Origin of the sequence: Nocardia sp. NPDC058666 (assembly GCF_042714895.1) — a bacterium.
GTDB lineage: Bacteria > Actinomycetota > Actinomycetes > Mycobacteriales > Mycobacteriaceae > Nocardia.
The window spans coordinates 93,341-114,132 of sequence record NZ_JBHXRY010000010.1 but is presented as its reverse complement, the minus strand read 5'-3'; the positions used below and the strand labels follow the sequence as shown (position 1 = coordinate 114,132).

Sequence of the window (20,792 nt, the reverse complement as noted above, 5' to 3'; positions counted from 1 at the left end):
GTTAGGACGCATCCCGAGCCCATTCGGTTCCGGTAAGTTCGCACAAGATCACGGTGTTCGGTGTCGACGCCGATTCGAGGGAGCCAGATGCGCGCAAGACCGCACGGAACTGCCGCGTTGGGTGTGGTGCTGTGCGCCATCCTCGCTGTCCCCGCACAGGCCGTCCCGCTGCCGTGGGCGCCGCCGCCGGTGAACGCCTGTGGCGAAACAGGATTCGACCCGGTCAGCCGGTTGCCCGATCCCGCCGCACCGCCGCTGCCCGCCCTGCCGCCGACCATCGACATCCCGATCTGGGTACCGCAACTGACGCCCGTGCCGGTGCCGGATCCGCCGCATGATCAGACCCGGGTGGCGCAGGTTCCGCTGCCGTCGGATCCGTGCCGGAATCCGTGTCCGCAGGTCCGGGACACGCCGGAACCCGAACCCGAACGCGTCGAGGAGACTTCGACCGGTTCCGCGGTGGCGCTACCGAGGATTCGGCTGAATCCGGAGATCGAACCCATTCCCATTCCGGTGCCCGGCGGCGAGGGTGAGCCCGCGCAGGAAGCGCCCGCGCCGGTGATCCGGCCGGTCGAATCGGGACCGCTGGGCGCGCCGATCATGCCCGCGTCGGTGGAGTCGGTGCGCCTGGTCGAGCAGGTCACCGGGCACGGTTCGGCCAACCGGACCGACATGCGCTGGCAGGTCGACGGCACCGACTTGGGACTGTTCTGGGAAACCGAACCGGGCAAGGTCGCCATGGTTTTCGGCGACACCTTCGGCGAAGGCTGGGCCTACGGCGGGGCGGGGGCCGACACGGCCGATTGGCGTTCGAATGCGCTGGCCTACAGCACCGACCGGGACCTGGGCGACGGCATCACCATCGACTCCATGGTGCAGGACAGTGCCTGCCACGCCGCAGAACTGTTGGGCAGCCGCAAGATCAAGAACTGGGAAACCACCACGATCCCCACCTCCGGATTCGCCCTCGGCAAGCGGCAATTCATGAGCTACATGTCGGTGAACCACTGGTCGAAGATCCCGGGCATGTGGCTGACCAACTACGGCGGTCTCGCGTACTCCGATGACGGCGGGCAGACCTGGACCAAAGATCAGCATGCCCGCTGGGAGAACATGTTCGGGCTGGGTCGATTCCAGGTGGCGGCGATGGTGCCGCACGGCGAGTACGTGTACATGTTCGGCACACCCAACGGTCGGATCGGCGTGATCGGGCTGGCCAGGGTGCGCAAGGACGACGTGCTCAACAAGACCGCCTACCAGTACTGGGTGGACGGCAAATGGGCGCCTGCGGCGGAGAATTCGGCGACGCCGCTGGTCCAGGGCACGGCCAGTGAGCTGTCGGTGCGGTTCGACGCCGACAGCCAGCAGTGGCAGATGGTGTACCTGGATTCGGCCGCGAGTCAGATCGTGTTGCGGACCGCGGGTGAACCGCAGGGTGCGTGGACGTCGGCGGTGCCGCTGGTTTCGACCCAGATGTATCCGAAGGCGTACGGCGGCTTCATCCACCCGTGGTCGACGGCGCAGGATCTGTATTTCACGATGTCGGCGTGGGACAGCTACAACGTGTACCTCATGCACGCGCGCCTGCGTCCGCCGCGCTGATCACGAACTTCAGCCGGTCGCCGGGGCGGGCTTGGGCGACGCGGTCCACGTCGGCGTCCAGGACGACCGCGATCACCGGATAGCCGCCGGTGATCGGGTGATCGGCCAGGAAGACGATCGGTTGACCGCTGGGCGGCACCTGCACCGAGCCGAGCGCGACGCCCTCCGACGGCAATTCGCGGGTGATCGACCGGATCAGCGGGGGGCCGTCGGCGCGATCGAGGCGAGCGCCGACGCGGTCGGTGTCGGCGGACACGGTCCAGGAACCGCGGAACAGCTGGTCGGGGTCGGTGAACCAGTCGGCGCGCGGGCCGGGGGTCGCGCGGACTTCCAGTACTTCCGGCGGGAGCGGGACCGGCGCGAACTCCACGGTCGGCAGGGTGCGCGGCGGGGGACCCACGGGTAACTGGGTGCCGACCTGGAGGGGTTCGGGGCCGATGCCGGACAGGGTGTCGCGGCTGCGGGAACCGAGCACCTTGGCCACGTCGATGCCGCCGCGCACGGCCACATAACTGCGCAAACCAGTGGTGGCCAGGCCGAGTCGCAGTACCTGGCCCTCCTCGAGTTCGAGCACGCTGGCGTGTCCGACCGGCGTGCCGTCGATCGTGGCGGGGGCCGGGGCACCGGTGACCGCGACCGTGAGATGGCCGTCGGCGCGCAGTTCCAGGCCGCCCAGCAGTACCTCGATGGCGGCGACGTCCTCCGGATTGCCGACCAGCCGGTTCGCCAACCGCAACGAGCCGCGATCCGCCGCACCCGCCTGACCGACGCCGGAATCGAACCAGCCCTGTCTGCCCAAGTCCTGCACCGTCGCCAGCGGCCCCACCCGCTCGATAAAGATCAGCATGCGATCTCTCCCCGATTCGCTGTCGAGGCGGCGCATCGTTGAGCAGCCCTTGCCTGTACCGCCGAAACGGCTCTTACTCGGACGCGACGAACCGAATCGCCGAACCCGCCCGAACCAGCGCGGGTGGATCGCGGTCCACCACCCACATTCGCAGATCGGTCGTGCCGATCACCTGCCAGCCGCCCGGCGTGCCGCGCGGATATACCCCCGAGTAACCAGCGGCCAAGGCCACCGCACCCGGCGGGATGGCGGTGCGCGCGCGGGCTCGACGCGGCACCGTGAGCCTGCCGTCCGGGGAGGTGAGATAACCGAAACCGGGTGCGAAACCGACGAACGCGCAGTGCCAGACGGTGCCGGTATGCGACGCGATCACCTCGGGGATCGACAGGTCCAGCAGCCGGGCGACCTCGGGTAAATCCTCGCCGTCGTAGCGAACCGGGATCTCCACGATGTTCTCGTCCACTGTTCCACGGGAAACATCCGGTTGCGGCGGCTGCTGATCCAACCGGTCCAGCAGCGAGATCAACTCGCGGCGCACCTGCGTGCCGTAGTTCACCGAATGCATGGTGATCAGCACGGTTTCCGCGGCGGGCAGCACGTCTTCCACGCCGGCGATGGCGTGCACCCGCAACGCCGAGGCCAGCCGCTGCACCGGGCGCGGGTCATCGAGGGTGATGAGCATGGCGCGGTCGCCCGCCGGTCGGATCCGCGTGTTCCAGTCCATCGTGCCTCCCCTTCAGCTGAACGGCTGCACCGGAATTCCGGCTTCGCGCAGCGCCACCCGGATCCGGCCCGCCATATCCACGGCTGCCGGAGAGTCGCCGTGCACGCACACACTGGCCGCCGACACGGCGACCGTACCGGGACCGTCTACGGTACGCGCGGTCCCTGACAGCGCAAGAGATATCGCCTGCGCCACGGCATCGTCGACCGACAGCACCGCCCCGGCAACACCGCGCGGGGCCAGCGAACCTGTTGCAGTGTAGGCGCGATCGGCGAAACCCTCGCCGACGAAACGCAGGTTGTGGGCGGCGGTTTCCATCTCCGTGCCGGCGGGGCCGAGCAGCGCCAGGTTCGGGTCGGCCTCGGCCACGGCGGCCACCAGGGCTTCGGCGAGGAGGCGATCGCGGGCTGCCGCGTGGTAGAGCGCGCCGTGGGCTTTCACATAGCGGACTCGGTCGCCCGCGGCCGTGGCGAAGGCTTGGAGGGCGCCGATTTGGTAGAGCACCTCGTCGCGCAGGTCGGCGGGGGAGAGGGCGATCTCGCGGCGGCCGAAACCGACCAGGTCGCGGTAACCGACGTGGGCGCCTATTCGCACCCCCTTGGCCACGGCGAGCTCGCAGGTGCGGCGCATGATCGACGGGTCGCCGGCATGGAAACCGCACGCGATATTCGCGCTGGTCACGATGTCGAGCATGGCGGCGTCGTCGCCCATCCGCCACGGGCCGAAGCCTTCGCCCAGGTCACTGTTCAGATCCAGCGGCATGCCGGGAATGTACCCCGACAAATCGACCACGAACGAACTGAACCGAACTGTTATCCGCGCGTCAGCAGGCGTAGACGCGGACCTCGGTGGCTTTCACGGCGAAATAGACCTGCGCCCCGAGGGTGAGTTGGAGTTGGGCGACGGCGGCGGGGGTCAGGTCGGCGCACAGGCCGGGGGCTTGCGGTGCGTCGCCGCGGACTCGGACGATGCCGCCTCGGTCGGTGATCTCGGTGATGTCGACGGTGAAGACGTTGCGTGGGCTGCCGCCGGGGGTGGTGCGGAAGACCGAGACCGCGGCGGGGGAGAACACTGCCGCCGCAGGGGATTCGGGGCGGAGTTCGCCGATGACGCAGCCGTCTACGGCGAAATCGTCGACCTGGACGGTGCCCAGTGTCGGCCCTTCGGTGAGCTGCTTCGACGCGGTGCCGCGCAACAGGTTCAGGCCGGCGATGCGGGCGGCGAAGGGGTTGCGTGGGTGCGACATCACCTCGGCGACCGGGCCTTCTTCGACGACGCGGCCCGCTTCGACGATGACGAGGCGGTCGGCGAGGGTGATGGCGTCGATGATGTCGTGGGTGACCAGCACGGCGCAGCGGGGGGGATCGTCGCGCAGGACTGCGCGCAGCAGGGTGCGCATGGCGGGGGCCACGTCGACGTCGAGGGCGGACATGGGTTCGTCGAGCAGGAGCAGGTCCGGGTCGACAGCCAGGGCGCGGGCCAGGGCGACGCGTTGGGCTTGGCCGCCGGAGAGGGTGGCGGGGTGGCGGTCGGCGAATTCGGTGGCGTCGACGGCTTTCAGCCATCTGTCGGCGATTGTTCGCGCAGCGCGGTTGCCTCGGCTGCGGGGGCCGAAGGCGACGTTGTCGCGGACGGTGAGGTGGGGGAACAGGAGTGGGTCCTGGGCGAGCAGGGAGATGCCGCGGCGATGCGGGGGGAGTGCGATGGCCTTCGCGGTGTCGGTGAGGGTGCGGGTGCCTAGTCGGACGTGGCCCGTGTCCGGGGTGATCAGGCCGGCGATGACCTGGAGGAGGCTGGATTTTCCTGCGCCGTTGGGGCCTAGGACGGCCAAGACTTCGCCGGGAGCGACTTCGAGGTGGATGTCGAGGTCGCGGGCGGGTATTCGCGCTGATACCGAAAGTCCTGCTCCGATCCCCTTGGCAGTCGCGTCGGGTGCGATCGGCGGCATCGACTGTTCGGAATCCACGGTCACTTCACCTCGCGCAGCGCAGGGGTGCCGCTGCGCAGTTGGGTGCCGGGGATGGGGCTGGTTCGGCGGTAGGCGAGGAGCACGATCAGCACCGCGACGATGATCAGCACCACCGAGAGGGCGACCGCGGCGTCGGGGTCGGCTTCGCGTTGGAGGTAGATCTCGAGGGGCAGGGTGCGGGTGCGGCCCTGGAGGCTGCCCGCGAAGGTGAGGGTGGCGCCGAATTCGCCGAGGGCTCGGGCGAAGGCGAGGACCGCGCCCGAGATCAGGGCGGGGCGCAGCAGCGGGAGGGTGATCCGCCACCAGACGGTGCTCGGTCCCGCGCCGAGGGTCGCGGCGATCTGCTCGTAGCGGCTGCCTGCCGTGCGCAGGGCTCCTTCGAGGGTGAGGACCAGGAACGGGAGTGCCACGAAGGTTTGTGCCAGCACGACTGCTGTTGTGCTGAACGCGATTTGGATCCCTGCTGCTTCCAGATGTTCGCCTAGTAGGCCGCGTCGGCCGAAGGTGTAGAGCAGCGCTATGCCGCCGACCACCGGTGGTAATACCAAGGGCAGCAACACAAGTGCGCGCAATACCGGAAGCCCTCGCCAGCGCGCCCTGGCCAGCACTGCGGCCATCGGGACCCCGAATACCAGGCACAACACTGTGCTCGCTGTCGCGGTTCGCAGGCTCAACCACAGTGCGTCCCTTGATGCTTCGGTGGTCACCAGTTCCAGGAACCGGCTCCACTCGACACCCCAGGCCAACGCCCCCAAGGGCAACACCACCAGGGCGAAGCCCACGACGGCAGGGATCAGCAGCCAGCGAGGCAATCCCGCGGCTGCGGTCACGGTGCGCCGAAGCCTGCGGCGGTGAGCGCGGCACGACCCGTGGGGCCGGTGACCAGGTCCGTGAATTTCTGCGCGGTGGCTGCTTGCTTCGAATCTGCCACCACCGCAATGGGATAGGTGTTCACGGCTACTGATGCCTCGGGAACGGCGACAACGCCTACCTTCGCGCTCGCGGCGTCGGTGACGTAGACGAAGCCGGCGTCGGCTTGGCCGGAGGTCACCTTGGTGAGCACGTCGGCGACCGACGATTCCTCGCTCACGGGGTGCAGGGTGGTGTTTGCGGCGTCGGCGACCTTCTTCGTCGCGCGACCGCACGGGACCTGGGGGGCGCAGATGACCAAGGTGGCGTCGGCGAGGTCGTTGATTCCGTTGATGCCCTTGGGGTTTCCCGGTGCGGTGACCAGTGTGAGCACGTTGGTGGCGAAAGTTGTTGGTGTTGCGGTGATTCGACCGTCTTTGATCACTTTTTCCATGGTCTGCTGGTCTGCTGAGGCGAAAACGTCAGCGGGAGCGCCTGCTTGGAGTTGCGCTGCCAGATCGGACGATCCCGCGAACGACATCTGCACGTCCACACCGGGATTGGCGGATTCGAACTCCTTCTCCAGTCCCGTGAACACATTCTTCAGCGAAGCCGCCGCGAACACGGTCAGAGTCGATTTGCCTGTGTCCGAAGCAATTTCGCTCGAACAGCTCGCGGCCAGCACCGCCAGCGCACCGACGAGCGCGATCCGGCGGATCACGGTGCTGCCTTTTCGACCACCACGGTCGTGGCCTTGACGCTCGCCAGCGCGACACTGCCGGGTTCCAGCCCCAGCTCGCGCACCGATTCGCTGCTCATCAGCGAAACCACGGTAAAAGGACCGCATTGCATCTCCACCTGTGCCATCACCGTGTCGGTCACCACCCGCGTGACCAGCCCCGGGAACCGATTGCGTGCCGAACTGGCACTACCCACCTGGGTCTGTGGCGTGCGCGCCGCCTCGACGGCATGTTCGGCCAGCTCCCGGCCGTCGAGCACCAGGCGCCCGGCCGCGTCCTTGGTCGCCGTCAGCGTGCCGGTGTCGATCCAGCGACGCACCGTGTCGTCGCTGACGCCGAGCAGATCGGCCGCTTCCTTGATTCGCAATGAGGCCACGCGAACAGGATAGATCCGCAGATTCGTCTACAACAAGCAAATATCACCGCATTTTCGGAACCAACCGGTCGTGATGTCTCCTAATCCGGTCACACTTCATGGTCACGGGGGGTCGCGCCCAGTACGCTCGAATCCATCATGGCCACGTATTTCGATCCGAAGTCCTGGTCACTGGCAGGTGCTGTCGACATGGGCAAACGCCTGCTCGACCCCTCCTGGATCGACCAGTGGCTCGGTTTCACCACGTCCTGGGCCGATCCCGTCGCCGATCTGGGCTCCGGCACGGTCACCGCGCTGCTGCCCGACGTGCTGCTGACCGTGCTCAGCGAGGGCATTCTCAGCCGCTTCGGCGGCCAGGAAGTCGACGCCACGCTGCTGGGCCACGACCTGTCAGCCACCCTCGACACGTTCAAGGTGCGCAGACGCGGCGCTCACTTCCAGAGCAAAACGGTGCTGTCGAACCTGGTGTGGGACTCGCATCCGTTCGACACGGTCACCGTGATCGCGCACGGCGTGCGGTTGATTCCCGGCGTGCCGACCAAGGTGCGGGTGCAGCAGCTCGACATCGAGGGCAGCATCGGGATCGGCGCGCTGGTGGACTGGGTGGACGCGCAGAACCTGGACTGGCGGGTGCGCCTGGACGAGCGCGGCCGCATCGTGGCCACCCATCGCACGCGCAAGATGACCGCGATCGTGGACGGACAGGTCTACGACAACCTGCTCACCCTCGACGTCCACCGGGCCAGTTGGTACGGCATCCGCCTGCCCAAACGCGTGGTGCCCGCGCCCGCGCTGCTGCTGGACGACCTGCCCAACCGGGCGAGCATCAACTACGCGCACCGGCGCGGTGACGTGGTGAAATTCCGGCTCGAACTGCCCGAGACCACCGGTTCGTTCGACCTGACCCAGATACGCGACGCCATCATCGCCGGGACAACACTGATCGTGTTCTGATCAGGACTGCTGCTGCGCCCACCATTCGCGCAGGGCTGTTTCGGCTTCTTCGCGCGTCATCGGACCACGGTCCAGCCGCAGATCCTTCAGGAACTTCCACGCCTTACCCACCTGCGGACCCGGCGGCAGACCGAGCAGTTCCATGATCGCGTTGCCGTCCAGATCCGGGCGCACCCGCGCCAGATCCTCCTGCTCGCGCAGTACGGCGATCCGCTGCTCGAGCTCGTCATAGGTCGAACGCAGCGCTGCCGCGCGACGCTTGTTGCGCGTGGTGCAATCCGCGCGCACGAGTTTGTGCAGCCGATCGAGCAGGTCGTCGGCGTCGGTCACGTACCGGCGCACCGCCGAATCCGTCCACTGACCTTTGCCGTACCCGTGGAAACGCAGGTGCAGGAACACCAGGCGCGCAACCTCTTCGGTGAACGCCTTCGGGTACTTCAATGCCCGCATCCGCTTGCGCACCATCTTCGCGCCGACCACCTCGTGATGGTGGAAGCTCACCCCGCCCGCGGGCTCGTTGCGTTTGGTGTCGGGCTTGCCGATGTCGTGCAGCAGCGCCGCCCAGCGCAACACCAGGTCCGGGTCGCCGTCCTCCTGGTCGATCGCCTGCTGCAGCACCGTCAAAGAATGCTGGTACACATCCTTGTGCTGGTGGTGCTCGTCGATCTCGAGCTTCATCGCGGGCACCTCGGGCAGCACGCGCTGCGCCAGACCGGTGTCGCACATGAGATTGATGCCGTCGATCGGGTGGTCGGCGCCGATCAACTTGTCCAGTTCCGCGCGCACCCGCTCGGCGGTGATCCGGTCGATCTGCTCGGCCATGTCGACGATCGCCGCCCGCACCCGCGGCGCCACCTCGAAACCCAACTGGGCCACGAAGCGCGCGGCACGCAGCATCCGCAGGGGGTCGTCGTCGAACGAATCCTGCGGCAGCGCAGGGGTATCCAGCACGCCCGCGAGCAGGGCGTCGATGCCGTTGAGCGGGTCGACGAACTCCAACGACCCGTCCGAGGCGATCTTCACCGCCATCGCGTTCACCGTGAAATCGCGCCGCACCAGGTCGCCGTCGAGCGTGTCACCGAAGGTCACCTCGGGATTGCGCGACACCCGGTCATAGGTGTCGGCGCGGAACGTGGTGATCTCGAGCTGCTGATCATCCTTGGCCGCACTGACCGTCCCGAACGCCAAGCCGCCGGTATCCCACAGATGATCCGCCCACCCGCGCATCAACTCCTGCACAACCTCCGGCCGCGCATCGGTGGTGAAATCCAGATCATTGCCCAGCCGCCCCAACACCGCATCCCGCACGCTGCCGCCGACCAGATACAGACTGTGCCCCCGCTCGGCGAACATCGCCCCCAACGGCGCCAAAACATCACTGAGCTGCCCCAAAGTCACCGCCGCCCCCGCCAGCAGGCGAGCACGACGATCCGCCACAGCATCAGGGACAACGTCAGGGGAAACCACGAATGTCGACTTTACCGACCCCGTCCAATCGATTGCGCCCACCGCCCCGTATGTAGGTCCAACACCGGAGGGTTTGCGCCCGTCCCGCAGTTGGGAGTGCGATTTTTGCGACGAAGGAACAAAAATCGTGCTCCCAACTGCGGGACACAAGGGGGCGCAAACCCCGCGGCACCGCAGGTGCCGCAAAAATAAACACAGCTAAGCTGGCGGAGTGTCTCCTCCGGCCGATCGCGCGAACAGTCGACGCCGCCAGCCGCGGCGGCGCGGTTCGGCGAACAATGCTGGAAAACCGCGTATGCGAACCGTGCGTGAGACTTCCGCGGGTGGTCTCGTCGTCGAAGGCCTCGACGGACCTAAAGAACAGCGCACTGCCGCACTGATCGGCCGCACCGACCGACGCGGCCGTCTGCTGTGGTCGCTGCCGAAGGGCCACATCGAAGCCGGTGAGACCTGCGAGCAGACCGCCATCCGCGAAGTCGCCGAGGAGACCGGGATCGACGGTGAGGTCGTCGCCGAGCTGGGCAGTATCGATTACTGGTTCGTCACCGAGGGTCGGCGGGTACACAAGACCGTGCACCATTTCCTGCTGCGGTGTCTGGGCGGTGAGCTGTCCGACGCCGACGTCGAGGTCACCCAGGTTGCGTGGGTTCCGCTGAGCGAGTTGGATTCCCGATTGGCCTACGCCGACGAACGACGGTTGGCCGAAGTGGCGAATCGAATGATCGACCGGATGGAGACCGGCAAGCGATGACGGGTGGACTGTTCCGGCTGATCACGGCGGTCCTGACCATCTTGGGTTCGATGACGCTGCTGCCCGCGGTCGCGCACGCTCAAACAGACGGGTCGGGCACGCCGAAGTTCCTCAAACTGACCCTGGACGCGGTGGCGCCGGGCACGGTCACCACCAGCAGCGACCAGAAACTGACGATCTCGGGCACGGTCACCAATATCGGCGACCGGGCCGTCGACGACGTGAGCGTGCGGATCCAGCGCGCGGCCGCGGTCGATTCGCCCAGCGGGTTGCGCAGTTCGCTGCGACTGGACCAGGTGAATTACGAGGTCACGGGGCCGTTCCAGGATGTGACCGAGCGGTTGAATCCTGGTCAGCGCAAGCAGTTCTCGGTCAGTATCGCGTTGCGCGCGGGGTCGGAGGCCTCGCTGGGCCTGACCGATCCCGGCGTGTATCCGCTGCTGCTCAACGTCAACGGTGAGCCCGCCTACGGCACGCAGGCCCGGCTCGACGACGCCCGTTTCCTGCTCCCGGTGCTCGGCCTGCCCGGCACCGACCCGACCGAACCACCCGCCGCCGCACCGCCGACCGTCGCGCCCGTGGCGACCACGATGATCTGGCCGCTGGCCGACCGGCCGCGCATGGTCGCGGGCAAACCGGGGTCAGTGCACGGCGAGGTCGAACTGCTCGACGACGAACTCGCGGTCTCGGTCGGCAAGGGCGGGCGGCTGGAACAGTTGGTCGCCGCGCTGGAATCCGTGGCCCCCGCGCCCGGCAAGGACAAAGGGGTGGCCGGGTCGGTGTGCATCGCCATCGATCCCGATCTGGTGTCCACCGTGCAGACCATGACGCGCGGCTACCGGGTGCTGGCCAGCCCGTCCGATCCCAGCGGCGCCACCCGAGAGGGGACAGGGGCCGTGGCCGCGCAGGAGTGGCTGGACCGGCTGCGGGCGCTGGCCGGGTCGATGTGCACGGTGGCGTTGCCGTTCGCCCAGGTCGACATCTCGGCGCTGGCCGCGGTGAACGATCCGGGACTGTCGGCGCGGGCCCTGCTCGCGCCCGCCGACGTGGTCGACTCGATTCTGGCCACCCAGTCGATGCGCGGGGTGAGCCTGCCCGATTCGGGCACCATCGACGATCCGGCCGGGCACTTGTTGCGCGGATATGGGTTCGGGACGGCGGTGTTGGCCAGTTCGGCGGTGTCGAGTGACGGGGTGCCGGTGGATACCGATAACGCCCTGACCACCGCGCCGACCACGCTCGCGCCCGGTGTCGTCGTCGGTGGCGAGCAGGCCGCGCCTGATGTCGTTCGGGTGCCCGGTGTCAGTGTCGAACAGCCCGCGGGCTCACCTACCGATCCCGCGCTGCGGGTGGCCACCTTCGATATCTGGTCGGCGACGGCGCTGGCCGCGGTCGGTTCGAGTCCGCCGACGCCGTCGTTCACACCGTCGAAAGTGCGGTTCGACGTCACCAACGACTCGCGCGCGGCCCGACTGCAGGACGCACTCGGCGCGATCGCGTGGAGTTCGCTCAATCCGGCACCGGACCGGCCGCGATCGCAGCTGCTGATGCCGCCGCAGCAGTGGGGGGCCAGTCGGGAGGAGGGCGTGGCGCTGCTCAAGCACGTCGAACTGCTCACCCGCAATCAGCTCGCGACCCCGCGCAGTTTCGCCGAACTCGTCGCGACACCGCCGGACCCGCAACCGTTCACCCTGGAATATCTGCCGCGCGCCGCTCAGGACGCGGCGCCGCAGCAGTTCATCGAGCCGGTGCGCGCGCAAGGTGCCCGGGTCACCGAGTTGATGAACGCGCTGGTCGAACTACCGGAATCCGAACTCACGCCGCTCGCGTTCATGACACCGGCGCGCGAGGATCTGCTGCGCGCGCTGAGCCTGTCCGACCGACGCGCCGACAACGACACGCTCGCCGACCTGCACGCGCGACGCCGCATCGACCAGGCCACCCGCGAACTGGACGCGATGTTCGCCTCGGTGTCGGTGCTGCCGCCGGGCGGGGTGTACACGCTGGCGTCGGAACAGAGCCCGTTGTTGCTGGTCGCGCGCAATGAACTGCCCGTGGCGATCCGGGTGATGTTCCGGATCGAGGCACCGGCCGAGACGAACATCACCGATATCGGCGAACAGCTGCTTCCACCGTCCGGAACTCGGTCATTTCAGATACCGACCGAAGTGTCCGACAGCCGTAAGCTGGTGATTCCGATCAGCCTTACCACCCCCGACGGCATCACGCTAGGCGAGCCCACCTCGGTCTCCGTCCGGTCCAATGCCTACGGTCAAGCCCTGGCCATAATTACCGGATGTGCCGCGATACTGCTGTTGCTGTTGGCCGGCCGCCGACTGCTGCGGCGGTTCCGCGGCCAACCCGACCCCGCAGACGTTGGGTTCACCCCCGACACCGTCGAACGGGCCGGCCGACTGCGGCGAGCACGTGCGCGGCTGCAACGGCAGTGAACCCACCCGCCTGACGCGCGAGACAGGCACCATGACAGACAAGGACAGCAGTGGCACGGGTGAGCGAAACGCTCACCGGACCGGCGGGATTCGCGGGTTACGCCGGGTACAGGAGGCATGATGAGCGACGATGATTCCGCTCATCCGCGCGACCACGACGACCATCGCGACGACCCGACCCTGCGCCGGGCCCCCGCCGCGCCGTGGGAGCGCGCGATGACCGCCGGACAGGACGCCGACCGCGACGAAGCCGTGCCGAACGCGGATCGACGGCCCGGATATCGGCCCGAGCCGCGAGATGGACGTCCGCCCGCGCGGGAGTTCGACCAGCAGGGGATGCCCCGTCCGCCCGCGCCCGGTCAACCTCCGCGTCATCCCGGCGCAGCGCCTCAGCAACCGGCCGGATACCGGCCTGACCAGCCCGCCGGACCACGTCCGACCCCCGACCGGCCGGGTGCGGGTCCTCGACCTGCCATGCCGCCGGGCGAGCCGCGCTATCGACCCGAACCGCCACCGACGAACTTCCGGCCCGGACCCGACCGCGATGTGCCGCAGCCTCCCGCCGACCGTCGCGTCGAAGGTGGATTCCGCCAGGAACCGAACCTGCCGCCCCGACCGGCCGACTTCGGACCGGACCAGCAGCGCCCGCCGCACGGCGAACGCCCCGGACCGCCTCCTCGTCAACGGCCACCCGGTCAGGCGAATCACTCGGGTGAGTTCCCGCAGCAGCAGCGCCCAGGGCCTGCGCAGCGACCCGGCCCGCCGCAGCGACCGGTTGGTCCGCCCGCGCGCGCGGTCGCGTTCGGCCCCGACGGCCGTCCTTTACCTCCGCAACGTCCCGCCCCGCGTTCGGGCGAGTTCCCGCAGCAGCGTCCGGGGCCGCCGCGTGGGCCGCAGTCCGGTGCGATTCCGCGGCAGGCTCGGCCGGAGCAGGGTTTCGATCGTCGGCAGGGTCCGCCGGAGCCGACTCGGCCCGCGCCGCCGCGTCCGAGTTTTCCCGGGATGCCGGCTGCGCCCGTTGGTCAGGTTCGGCGTGAGCCTGCCGGATTCGTCGACGATCGTCGGGTAGCCGATCCGTCCGAACGGACTCAGGTCATCGCGCGGCCCAAGAAGGTGTCCGCCGAGAAGGAGTCGGCGGGCGCCGCTCCGATGAGTGCCAACGCGAAGCTGCTCAAGGATTCCGGGTCGATCGCCGTCGCGACGCTGATCAGCCGGATCACCGGGTTCGCCAAGCAGCTGTTGCTGTTGACCGTGCTCGGTCCGGCCATCGCCAGTGCGTTCACCTCGGCGAACCTGGTCCCGAACATGATCGCCGAGCTCGTGCTCGGTGCCGTGCTCACCGCGATCGTGGTGCCGACGTTGATCCGCGCCGAACAGGAGGACGCCGACAACGGCGCCGCGTTCGTGCGCAGACTGGTCACCGCCGCGTTCACGGTGCTGTTCGCCGCGACCGTGTTGACCCTGGCCGCGACCCCGGTGCTGGCCACGCATGTGTTCGTCGCCGCCGACGGCAAGGTGAACACCCATCTGACCACCGCGCTGACCTACCTGCTGGTGCCCGCGATCCTGTTCTACGGCATGTCCGCGCTGTTCACCGCCATTTTGAACACCAGACAGGCGTTCAAACCGGGTGCGTGGGCGCCGGTGCTGAACAACATCGTGGTGCTGGTGGTGTTGGCGGTCTACGCGCTGACCCCGGGCGAGATCAGCCTGGATCCGGTGCGAATGGGCGACCCGAAACTGTTGACGCTTGGCATCGGCATCACCGCCGGTGTCGCGGTGCAGGCGCTGAGTCTGCTGCCCGCGATCCGCAGGCACGGCATCAACCTGCGACCGCTGTGGGGAGTGGACGCGCGCCTGAAGCAGTTCGGCAAAATGGGCGGCGCGATCATCCTGTACGTGCTGATCAGCCAGGTCGGCCTGGTCGTGGCCAACCACATCGCGTCCTCGGCCGACGAGGCCGGTCCGGCGATCTTCCAGAACGCCTGGCTGCTGCTGCAACTGCCGTACGGCGTCCTCGGCGTCACCCTGCTGACCGCGATCATGCCGCGCCTGAGTCGCAACGCCGCCAACGACGACACCCCCGCGGTGGTCGACGACCTGTCGGTGGCGACCAGGCTCACCATGATCGCGCTGATCCCGGTGGTCATGTTCTTGACGCTGGCGGGCCCGCAGGTCGGCGAGGCGCTGTATGGCTACGCCCGGTTCGCCGGCGACGCCGAACGCCTCGGCGCGGCCGTGAGTTGGTCGGCGTTCTCGCTGATCCCGTACTCGCTGGTGCTGATCCACCTGCGCGTGTTCTACGCCCGCGAACAGGCGTGGACGCCCACCTGGATCATCCTGGGCATCACCGCGATCAAGATCTTGTTCTCCTGCCTGGCACCGGTGCTGGCGCGCGACAGCGACGACGTGGTGATCATCCTCGGCGTGGCCACCGGACTCGGTTTCACCGCGGGCGCGATCATCGGCGGCATCCTGCTGCACCGCAGTCTCGGCGATCTGCGCATGTCCAATGTGGGTCGCACGGTGACCCGCGTGGTGCTGGCGTCGGTGGCCGGTGGCGCGGTGATGCTCATCGTCGACACCGTCACCCGCATGGACCAGCTCGAGGGTGGGCCCGCGTCGCTGTTGCGGGTCACCGTCGGCGCGATCGTGATGTTCACCGTGGCGTTTGCCCTGATGCGGCTGGCCGGTGTGCCCGAGGTCGTCGCGATCACCGTCGCGGTCTCGCGCAAGCTCGGCATCACCCCGCCCGCGCCCGATCTCGGACTCGACGACACCCCGTCCGACGACATCTACGCGACCACCATCCTGCGCAGACCCGATACGTACGGATTCCCCGCATACGGCCAGTCTTTGGACACCCAGACCATGGTGCTGCCGGTAATCCGACCGGGGGCTGTTGACAGCACCGGTAAACCACAGTTCCCGTACGCTGTTCCGCAGACCGACACGGGTTTTCAGGCCGAAGGAGGACCGAGGGTGAGCGATGACGCGGTGGGCGGCGTCCCGGCCGCTGATTCTGCGGCGCGCGCGGCAGCAGGAATGTCCACCGATGTCGGGCCCGATGCGCCGGACTCGAAGGATTCCGAGCACGCGCCGGACGAACGCGAGACGCACGACGAACAAGCGCGTCCGGCCATGCCGCCGCACGATCCCACGCACGACACCGGAATGTTGCCGATCCCGCCGCAGGTGCCACCCAGCGCCGCGGCCAACCGTGCGCAACGCGGTCCCAAGCTCATTCCCGGCGCGTCCGTGGCGGGTGGCCGCTATCGGCTGCTGGCCGGGCACGGCGGTGCGCGCGGGCTGAAGTTCTGGCAGGCGCTGGACATCAAGCTCGATCGCGAGGTCGCGCTGACGTTCGTGGACGCCGATCAGTCCGCGAGTGAGAACTCCGGGCACGACGGGCCGCAGGCGGTGCTGTCGCGCACGCTGCGACTGGGCCGGATCAACTCGCCGGGTCTGGCGCGCGTGCTCGATGTGGTGCGCGGTAGCTCCGGCGGCATCGTGGTGGCCGAGTGGACCCCCGGTCGTTCGCTGCGGGAGATGGCCGAGACCGTGCCGTCGCCGATCGGCGCGGCCAGGGCGATCCGGGCGTTGGCCTCGGCGGCCGAACTGGCCCACCGTGGCGGCGGTTCGCTGTCGATCGATCATCCCGACCGGATCCGGATCAGTGCCTCCGGTGACGCCGTGCTCGCCTTCCCGGCCACGCTCGGCGACTCCGACGCGCAATCCGATGTCCGGGGCCTGGGCGCGATGCTCTACGCCCTGATCACCGCGCGCTGGCCCCTTCGGGTCGGCGGTGTCACCGGCAACGCTGCCACCATCGGCGGCCTGCGCCTGGCCGACTTCGGCCCCGACGGCACCCCGGTGGAACCGCGGCAGATCCGGCCGGAGGTCCCGTTCGAGATCTCCGCGGTCGCGGTCCGTTCGCTGGAATCCAACAAGGGTGTGCGCACCGCCGCGACCGTGCAGCACGTGCTCGAGCAGGCGTCGGTCGTGGATCAGAAGACCGATTTCATTCCGGTCTTACGACTGGGTCAGCGAGCGGTGGCACCCGGTGCCGATTCGCTCGCCGACCCGGAACTGCTCGCCGCCGAACGCGAACGCTCCAAGCGGATGATGTGGATCATGGTCGGCCTCGGCGTGCTGGCCGCGCTGGTGGTCGGCGTGCTGATCTGGTGGATGGTCAGCGTGTTCGCGCCCGGCGCGTCGGACAAGCCGCTGGACCAGCAGATCAATATCGGGCTCACCTCGAGTGTGGCGCCGCCCGCGGCGTCCGCACCGCCCGCCTCCGATCCCGCGGCACCGCCCACGAGTGTGCCGGTGCCGGTCACCGGTGCCGCGGTGTTCTCCCCGGAGGGCACCCCCGACGGTGCCGCCGCGGCGGGCGCGGTGCTGGACCACAACGCGACCACGCTGTGGCGCACCGACCAGTACTTCCAGCAGTTCCCCGCCCTCAAGAAGGGCGTGGGGCTGCTGGCCACGCTGCCGACCCCGGCCAAGCTGACCAATGTGTCGATCACCTCACCCAGCGCGGGCAGCACCGTGGAGATCCGCACCTCGCCCACCGAGACGCCCACGCTGGATCAGACCCAGCTGATCGGCTCGGCCACGCTGGGCGACGGGGTCACAGACATCGCCGTCAAGACCGATCAGGCCGCGCGTTTCGTGCTCGTGTGGATCACCGGGCTGGCCAATTCCGGCGGGCAGTTCCAGACCGCGATCGCCGACGTCCGCTTCGACGCCGCTCCGTAATACGGCCCGCTCCGAAAAACCCGTCGCCACCGGCATCAGTGCAGGTGGGAGAACTTTCCTCGGCCCTTTGTCGATCTTCACCGAACCGCGGTCCGGTTGGTGCCCAATTGTTATCGACGGTACGATAGCCCCGCGCTCTCGGTTGGGAGCTCCCCAGGATCTGTCGACGTCGATCCTGGACGCCGCGTAAGTAGTCAGGTGATGGATCGGCTCGCTCGCCGACGTGAAGTCGCCGTCATGAGCGCTGTCTAGGGGTCCGTTTTGTCGTCGGAAGTCAACGAGCAAGTCCGTGGTGCGTCGCCACGGCAGGGGGCGTCACACGTCCGCTCGTTGCTGGAGAACGGCAGCGACAAACAACTGCTGGCCGCCCACGTGCGCGGGGAACCGCACGTGTTCGCCGAACTGCTGCGCCGCCACTCCGACCACCTGTGGCAGACCGCGCTGCGCACCTCCTACAACCGCGAGGACGCCGCCGACTGCCTGCAGGACGCGCTGTTCTCCGCCCACCGCACCGCCGACTCGTTCCGCGCCGAATCCGAGGTCCGCAGCTGGCTGCACGCCATCGTGGTCAACGCCTGCCTGGACCGGATCCGGCGCAACAAGACCCGCCGTGCGGTATGGATCACACCGGACACGATGCCCGAGGCGGTCGACCCCTACGACGCGTACGGCCACTACGAACTGTCGACGGTGGTGAGCGAGGCGTTGTTCACCCTCCCTGACGAACAGCGGTTGGCCCTGGTCATGACCGAAATGGAGGGGCGAAGCGTGGCCGAAGCCGCCGCTGCGCTCGGCGTGGCGGAAGGCACCATCAAGAGCCGCTGCGCCCGAGCGCGCGTACGTTTGCAAGAACGTTTGGAATTTTTCCGGGATCCAGGGAACCGGAACTAGTCGAGATGCGTCATAAACAGTGACGAACAAGTCAGCGATGTAATCCTGCGATCCGATATCGACAGAACAGGGGAGGTGCGAGGGTGACTCGATCCGTACCGCAGCCTCCGTTCCCGTCGGAACTGCTGGCCGATCTGCATGCCGACAACCTCGCGCCCGATCTGCGCGAGCAACTGTGGCCGATGGTCCGCACCGACGTAGACGCGCTGCACTACCTGAACAAGCTCGACGAGGTGAACACCCACCTCCGCACACTGGCCGCCGACGACCGGATCATGCACCCCATGCCCGACGACGTGGCCGACCGGATGTTCCGATTCGTGGCCGAACTCGACGCGGGGGAGGGCCCCACCGAGCGGATCACGCCGATGCGGCCGGACGAAACCACCGAACGGGTCGCGGCTGTGATTCCGATGGACCGGTACCGGGCTCGGCGGCGGATGGGCCTGCTCGCCGCGGCGGCCGCGACGGTGGCGGTGCTCGCGGGGGGCGGTGCGATGGTCAGCATGTTCGACACCACCGAGGGCACGCCGACTGCCGCACCGATCACCGAACCCGACCGGCCCGACGAGCTCAACACGGCTGCTGCTCTGCGGGCGTTGGGTAAGCGGGACGTGGTCGGGCCGCTGGCGGACGAGGCCGCTCTCACCCGGTGTGTGCGGGCCAATGGGATCGATCGGGGGGTGTTGGGGGCGACGAATATGACGTTCCGGGGGGCGGATGCTGTGCTGGTGTTGGTGCAGGGGGCGGTCGCGCCGACGATCACGGCGCTTGTCGTGGGGACCGGCTGCACTACCGGGGCACCGCAGCAGCTGACCGTGCGGGATATCGGGTAGAGCTTTCCCCGGAGTGCGCGGGCACGAGGATTACCCGGCCCGGGGGCGGGAACAACAGCGATTAGGCTGGTGTTGACCGAGACGTTCCCCAGATGCTTTTTCGGAAGGGCCTCATGACCACGCCAGTTCGCGACCTGATCATTGTCGGCTCAGGACCTGCCGGGTACACCGCCGCGGTGTACGCCGCACGGGCGGAGTTGAAGCCGCTGGTCTTCGAGGGCACGCAGTTCGGTGGCGCCCTGATGACCACCACCGAGGTGGAGAACTACCCGGGGTTCCGCGACGGCATCATGGGGCCCGACCTCATGGAGCAGATGCGCGACCAGGCCAAGCGGTTCGGCGCGGAGCTGCGCACCGAGGACGTGGACGCGATCGACCTGTCGGGCACCGTCAAGAAGGTCACCGTCGGCGACGAGACGTTCTCCGCCTACGCGGTGATCCTGGCGATGGGTTCGGCCGCGCGCTACCTGCACGTGCCGGGGGAGCAGGAACTGCTGGGTCGCGGTGTGAGCGCCTGCGCCACCTGCGACGGGTTCTTCTTCAAGGGCCAGGACATCGTCGTAGTCGGCGGCGGCGACTCGGCCATGGAGGAGGCGACCTTCCTCACCAAGTTCGCCGCGAGCGTGACCATCGTGCACCGGCGCGAGGAGTTCCGCGCCTCGCGCATCATGCTCGAGCGGGCCAAGGCCAACGACAAGATCAAGTTCCGCCTCAACAGCGAGGTCGTGAAGGTCAACGGTGAGAAAAGCGTCACCAGCCTCACCCTGCGCGACACCCGCACCGGCGAGGAGTCGCAGCTCGACGCGACCGGCCTGTTCGTGGCGATCGGCCACGACCCGCGCAGCGAACTGGTCAAGGGCCAGGTCGCCATGGACGGCGAAGGCTACGTGCGCGTGACCGAGCCGGGCACCGCCACCGACGTGGCAGGCGTGTTCGCCGCCGGCGACCTCGTCGACCACACCTACCGGCAGGCCATCACCGCCGCGGGCACCGGCTGCCGCGCCGCGATCGACGCCGAACGCTGGCTGGCCGAACAGGGCGACATCACCGCCAACACGCTCGACCACGCCGACGGCTCGGCCGCGGTCCCCACCAACTGAAAACCCCCAACTGAAAACAGGAGAAGCCATGAGCGCCAACACCATCACGGTCACCGACCAGTCCTTCGCCGACGACGTGCTGCTCAGCGAGAAGCCGGTACTGGTCGACTTCTGGGCCGACTGGTGCGGCCCGTGCAAGATGGTCGCCCCGGTGCTGGAGGAGATCGCGGGCACCCACGCCGACAAGCTGACCGTGGCCAAGCTGGACACCGAGGCCAACCCCGGCGCCGCCCGCGACTACCAGATCCTGTCGCTGCCGACGATGATCTTGTTCCAGGGTGGCAAGCCGGTGAAGCAGATCGTGGGAGCCAAGGGCAAGGCCGCTCTGCTGCGCGAACTCGACGGCCTCATCTAACACAGAGCGTCCGATAAAAGCACCTCCTACCGGCCGACGCGCCGTAGGATGCCTGGACCCGGGATTCCCGCAAAGCGGCCCGGGTCTGAGACAATCGAGGCCACGCTCCGGCCGAAGAAA

Annotated in this window: 17 protein-coding genes; 9 read left to right on the top strand and 8 right to left on the bottom strand. The window is 68.3% G+C overall.

Annotation, left to right across the window (positions count from 1 at the left end; all coding sequences use genetic code 11):
• Nucleotides 1-87: 87 nt before the first annotated feature.
• The gene (locus tag ACFWVD_RS21315; protein WP_379245330.1) at nucleotides 88-1,602 is read left to right on the top strand and encodes a DUF4185 domain-containing protein; all 1,515 of its coding nucleotides are present in this window, start codon (nucleotides 88-90) and stop codon (nucleotides 1,600-1,602) included.
• Here the strand turns inward: ACFWVD_RS21315 and ACFWVD_RS21310 are convergent.
• The 7 genes from ACFWVD_RS21310 to ACFWVD_RS21280 form a co-directional block, all read right to left on the bottom strand.
• On the bottom strand, nucleotides 1,571-2,449 hold the full coding sequence (locus ACFWVD_RS21310) for a biotin-dependent carboxyltransferase family protein (protein WP_379245328.1): 879 nt from the start codon (nucleotides 2,447-2,449) through the stop codon (nucleotides 1,571-1,573). The genes ACFWVD_RS21315 and ACFWVD_RS21310 overlap by 32 nt on opposite strands.
• 73 nt (nucleotides 2,450-2,522) lie before the next feature.
• Entirely contained in the window at nucleotides 2,523-3,173 is a 651-nt protein-coding gene (locus tag ACFWVD_RS21305) for an allophanate hydrolase subunit 1 (RefSeq protein WP_379245326.1), read from the bottom strand.
• Between the two features lie 12 nt (nucleotides 3,174-3,185).
• Nucleotides 3,186-3,935: a LamB/YcsF family protein gene (locus ACFWVD_RS21300; protein WP_379245324.1), complete on the bottom strand. Its 750-nt coding sequence runs from the start codon at nucleotides 3,933-3,935 to the stop codon at nucleotides 3,186-3,188.
• A gap of 61 nt (nucleotides 3,936-3,996) precedes the next feature.
• The gene (locus tag ACFWVD_RS21295; protein ID WP_379245466.1) at nucleotides 3,997-5,121 is read right to left on the bottom strand and encodes a sulfate/molybdate ABC transporter ATP-binding protein; all 1,125 of its coding nucleotides are present in this window, start codon (nucleotides 5,119-5,121) and stop codon (nucleotides 3,997-3,999) included.
• A gap of 20 nt (nucleotides 5,122-5,141) precedes the next feature.
• Nucleotides 5,142-5,972, bottom strand: a complete 831-nt coding sequence (locus ACFWVD_RS21290) for an ABC transporter permease (RefSeq protein ID WP_379245322.1) — start codon at nucleotides 5,970-5,972, stop codon at nucleotides 5,142-5,144.
• Nucleotides 5,969-6,712 carry a molybdate ABC transporter substrate-binding protein gene (modA, locus tag ACFWVD_RS21285; protein WP_379245320.1) on the bottom strand — a complete coding sequence of 248 codons (744 nt, stop codon included), beginning with the start codon at nucleotides 6,710-6,712 and terminating at the stop codon, nucleotides 5,969-5,971. The genes ACFWVD_RS21290 and modA overlap by 4 nt, the downstream gene beginning before the upstream one ends.
• Complete coding sequence (locus tag ACFWVD_RS21280) at nucleotides 6,709-7,107, bottom strand: molybdopterin-binding protein (protein WP_379245318.1); 399 nt, start codon at nucleotides 7,105-7,107, stop codon at nucleotides 6,709-6,711. The genes modA and ACFWVD_RS21280 overlap by 4 nt, the downstream gene beginning before the upstream one ends.
• Before the next feature lie 138 nt (nucleotides 7,108-7,245).
• On the opposite strand from ACFWVD_RS21280, the gene ACFWVD_RS21275 reads away from it, so the two are divergent.
• A complete protein-coding gene (locus ACFWVD_RS21275) occupies nucleotides 7,246-8,061 on the top strand; it encodes a hypothetical protein (protein WP_379245316.1) in 816 nt (271 codons plus the stop codon).
• On the opposite strand, the gene ACFWVD_RS21270 is transcribed toward ACFWVD_RS21275, so the two are convergent.
• A complete protein-coding gene (locus ACFWVD_RS21270) occupies nucleotides 8,062-9,528 on the bottom strand; it encodes a CCA tRNA nucleotidyltransferase (protein WP_379245314.1) in 1,467 nt (488 codons plus the stop codon). It lies immediately after the preceding gene.
• 295 nt (nucleotides 9,529-9,823) lie between these two features.
• Here ACFWVD_RS21270 and ACFWVD_RS21265 point away from each other — a divergent pair, with 295 nt between their 5' ends.
• From ACFWVD_RS21265 to trxA, 7 genes are all read left to right on the top strand, one after another.
• Nucleotides 9,824-10,279 carry an NUDIX hydrolase gene (locus ACFWVD_RS21265; protein WP_379245312.1) on the top strand — a complete coding sequence of 152 codons (456 nt, stop codon included), beginning with the start codon at nucleotides 9,824-9,826 and terminating at the stop codon, nucleotides 10,277-10,279.
• On the top strand, nucleotides 10,276-12,729 hold the full coding sequence (locus ACFWVD_RS21260) for a DUF6049 family protein (RefSeq protein ID WP_379245310.1): 2,454 nt from the start codon (nucleotides 10,276-10,278) through the stop codon (nucleotides 12,727-12,729). Before ACFWVD_RS21265 ends, ACFWVD_RS21260 begins: the two co-directional genes overlap by 4 nt.
• Nucleotides 12,730-13,878: 1,149 nt before the next feature.
• Nucleotides 13,879-17,490 carry a murein biosynthesis integral membrane protein MurJ gene (locus ACFWVD_RS21255; RefSeq protein ID WP_379245464.1) on the top strand — a complete coding sequence of 1,204 codons (3,612 nt, stop codon included), beginning with the start codon at nucleotides 13,879-13,881 and terminating at the stop codon, nucleotides 17,488-17,490.
• 333 nt (nucleotides 17,491-17,823) lie between these two features.
• Nucleotides 17,824-18,381 (top strand): RNA polymerase sigma factor SigM, encoded by a 558-nt coding sequence (gene sigM / locus ACFWVD_RS21250; protein WP_379245462.1) that lies wholly within the window; start codon nucleotides 17,824-17,826, stop codon nucleotides 18,379-18,381.
• 83 nt (nucleotides 18,382-18,464) lie between these two features.
• Complete coding sequence (locus ACFWVD_RS21245; protein ID WP_379245308.1) at nucleotides 18,465-19,217, top strand: hypothetical protein; 753 nt, start codon at nucleotides 18,465-18,467, stop codon at nucleotides 19,215-19,217.
• Nucleotides 19,218-19,330: 113 nt separating this feature from the next.
• Nucleotides 19,331-20,317 (top strand): thioredoxin-disulfide reductase, encoded by a 987-nt coding sequence (trxB, locus tag ACFWVD_RS21240; RefSeq protein WP_379245306.1) that lies wholly within the window; start codon nucleotides 19,331-19,333, stop codon nucleotides 20,315-20,317.
• 28 nt (nucleotides 20,318-20,345) lie between these two features.
• The gene (gene trxA / locus ACFWVD_RS21235) at nucleotides 20,346-20,672 is read left to right on the top strand and encodes a thioredoxin (RefSeq protein WP_379245304.1); all 327 of its coding nucleotides are present in this window, start codon (nucleotides 20,346-20,348) and stop codon (nucleotides 20,670-20,672) included.
• Nucleotides 20,673-20,792 lie beyond the last annotated feature (120 nt).

Coding starts and splice junctions, on each gene's coding strand:
- ACFWVD_RS21315 (WP_379245330.1), top strand. CDS start 88: ATGCGCGCAAGACCGCACGGAACTGCCGCGTTGGGTGTGGTGCTGTGC.
- ACFWVD_RS21310 (WP_379245328.1), bottom strand. CDS start 2,449: ATGCTGATCTTTATCGAGCGGGTGGGGCCGCTGGCGACGGTGCAGGAC.
- ACFWVD_RS21305 (WP_379245326.1), bottom strand. CDS start 3,173: ATGGACTGGAACACGCGGATCCGACCGGCGGGCGACCGCGCCATGCTC.
- ACFWVD_RS21300 (WP_379245324.1), bottom strand. CDS start 3,935: ATGCCGCTGGATCTGAACAGTGACCTGGGCGAAGGCTTCGGCCCGTGG.
- ACFWVD_RS21295 (WP_379245466.1), bottom strand. CDS start 5,121: ATGCCGCCGATCGCACCCGACGCGACTGCCAAGGGGATCGGAGCAGGA.
- ACFWVD_RS21275 (WP_379245316.1), top strand. CDS start 7,246: ATGGCCACGTATTTCGATCCGAAGTCCTGGTCACTGGCAGGTGCTGTC.
- ACFWVD_RS21265 (WP_379245312.1), top strand. CDS start 9,824: ATGCGAACCGTGCGTGAGACTTCCGCGGGTGGTCTCGTCGTCGAAGGC.
- ACFWVD_RS21260 (WP_379245310.1), top strand. CDS start 10,276: ATGACGGGTGGACTGTTCCGGCTGATCACGGCGGTCCTGACCATCTTG.
- ACFWVD_RS21255 (WP_379245464.1), top strand. CDS start 13,879: ATGAGTGCCAACGCGAAGCTGCTCAAGGATTCCGGGTCGATCGCCGTC.
- trxB (WP_379245306.1), top strand. CDS start 19,331: ATGACCACGCCAGTTCGCGACCTGATCATTGTCGGCTCAGGACCTGCC.
- trxA (WP_379245304.1), top strand. CDS start 20,346: ATGAGCGCCAACACCATCACGGTCACCGACCAGTCCTTCGCCGACGAC.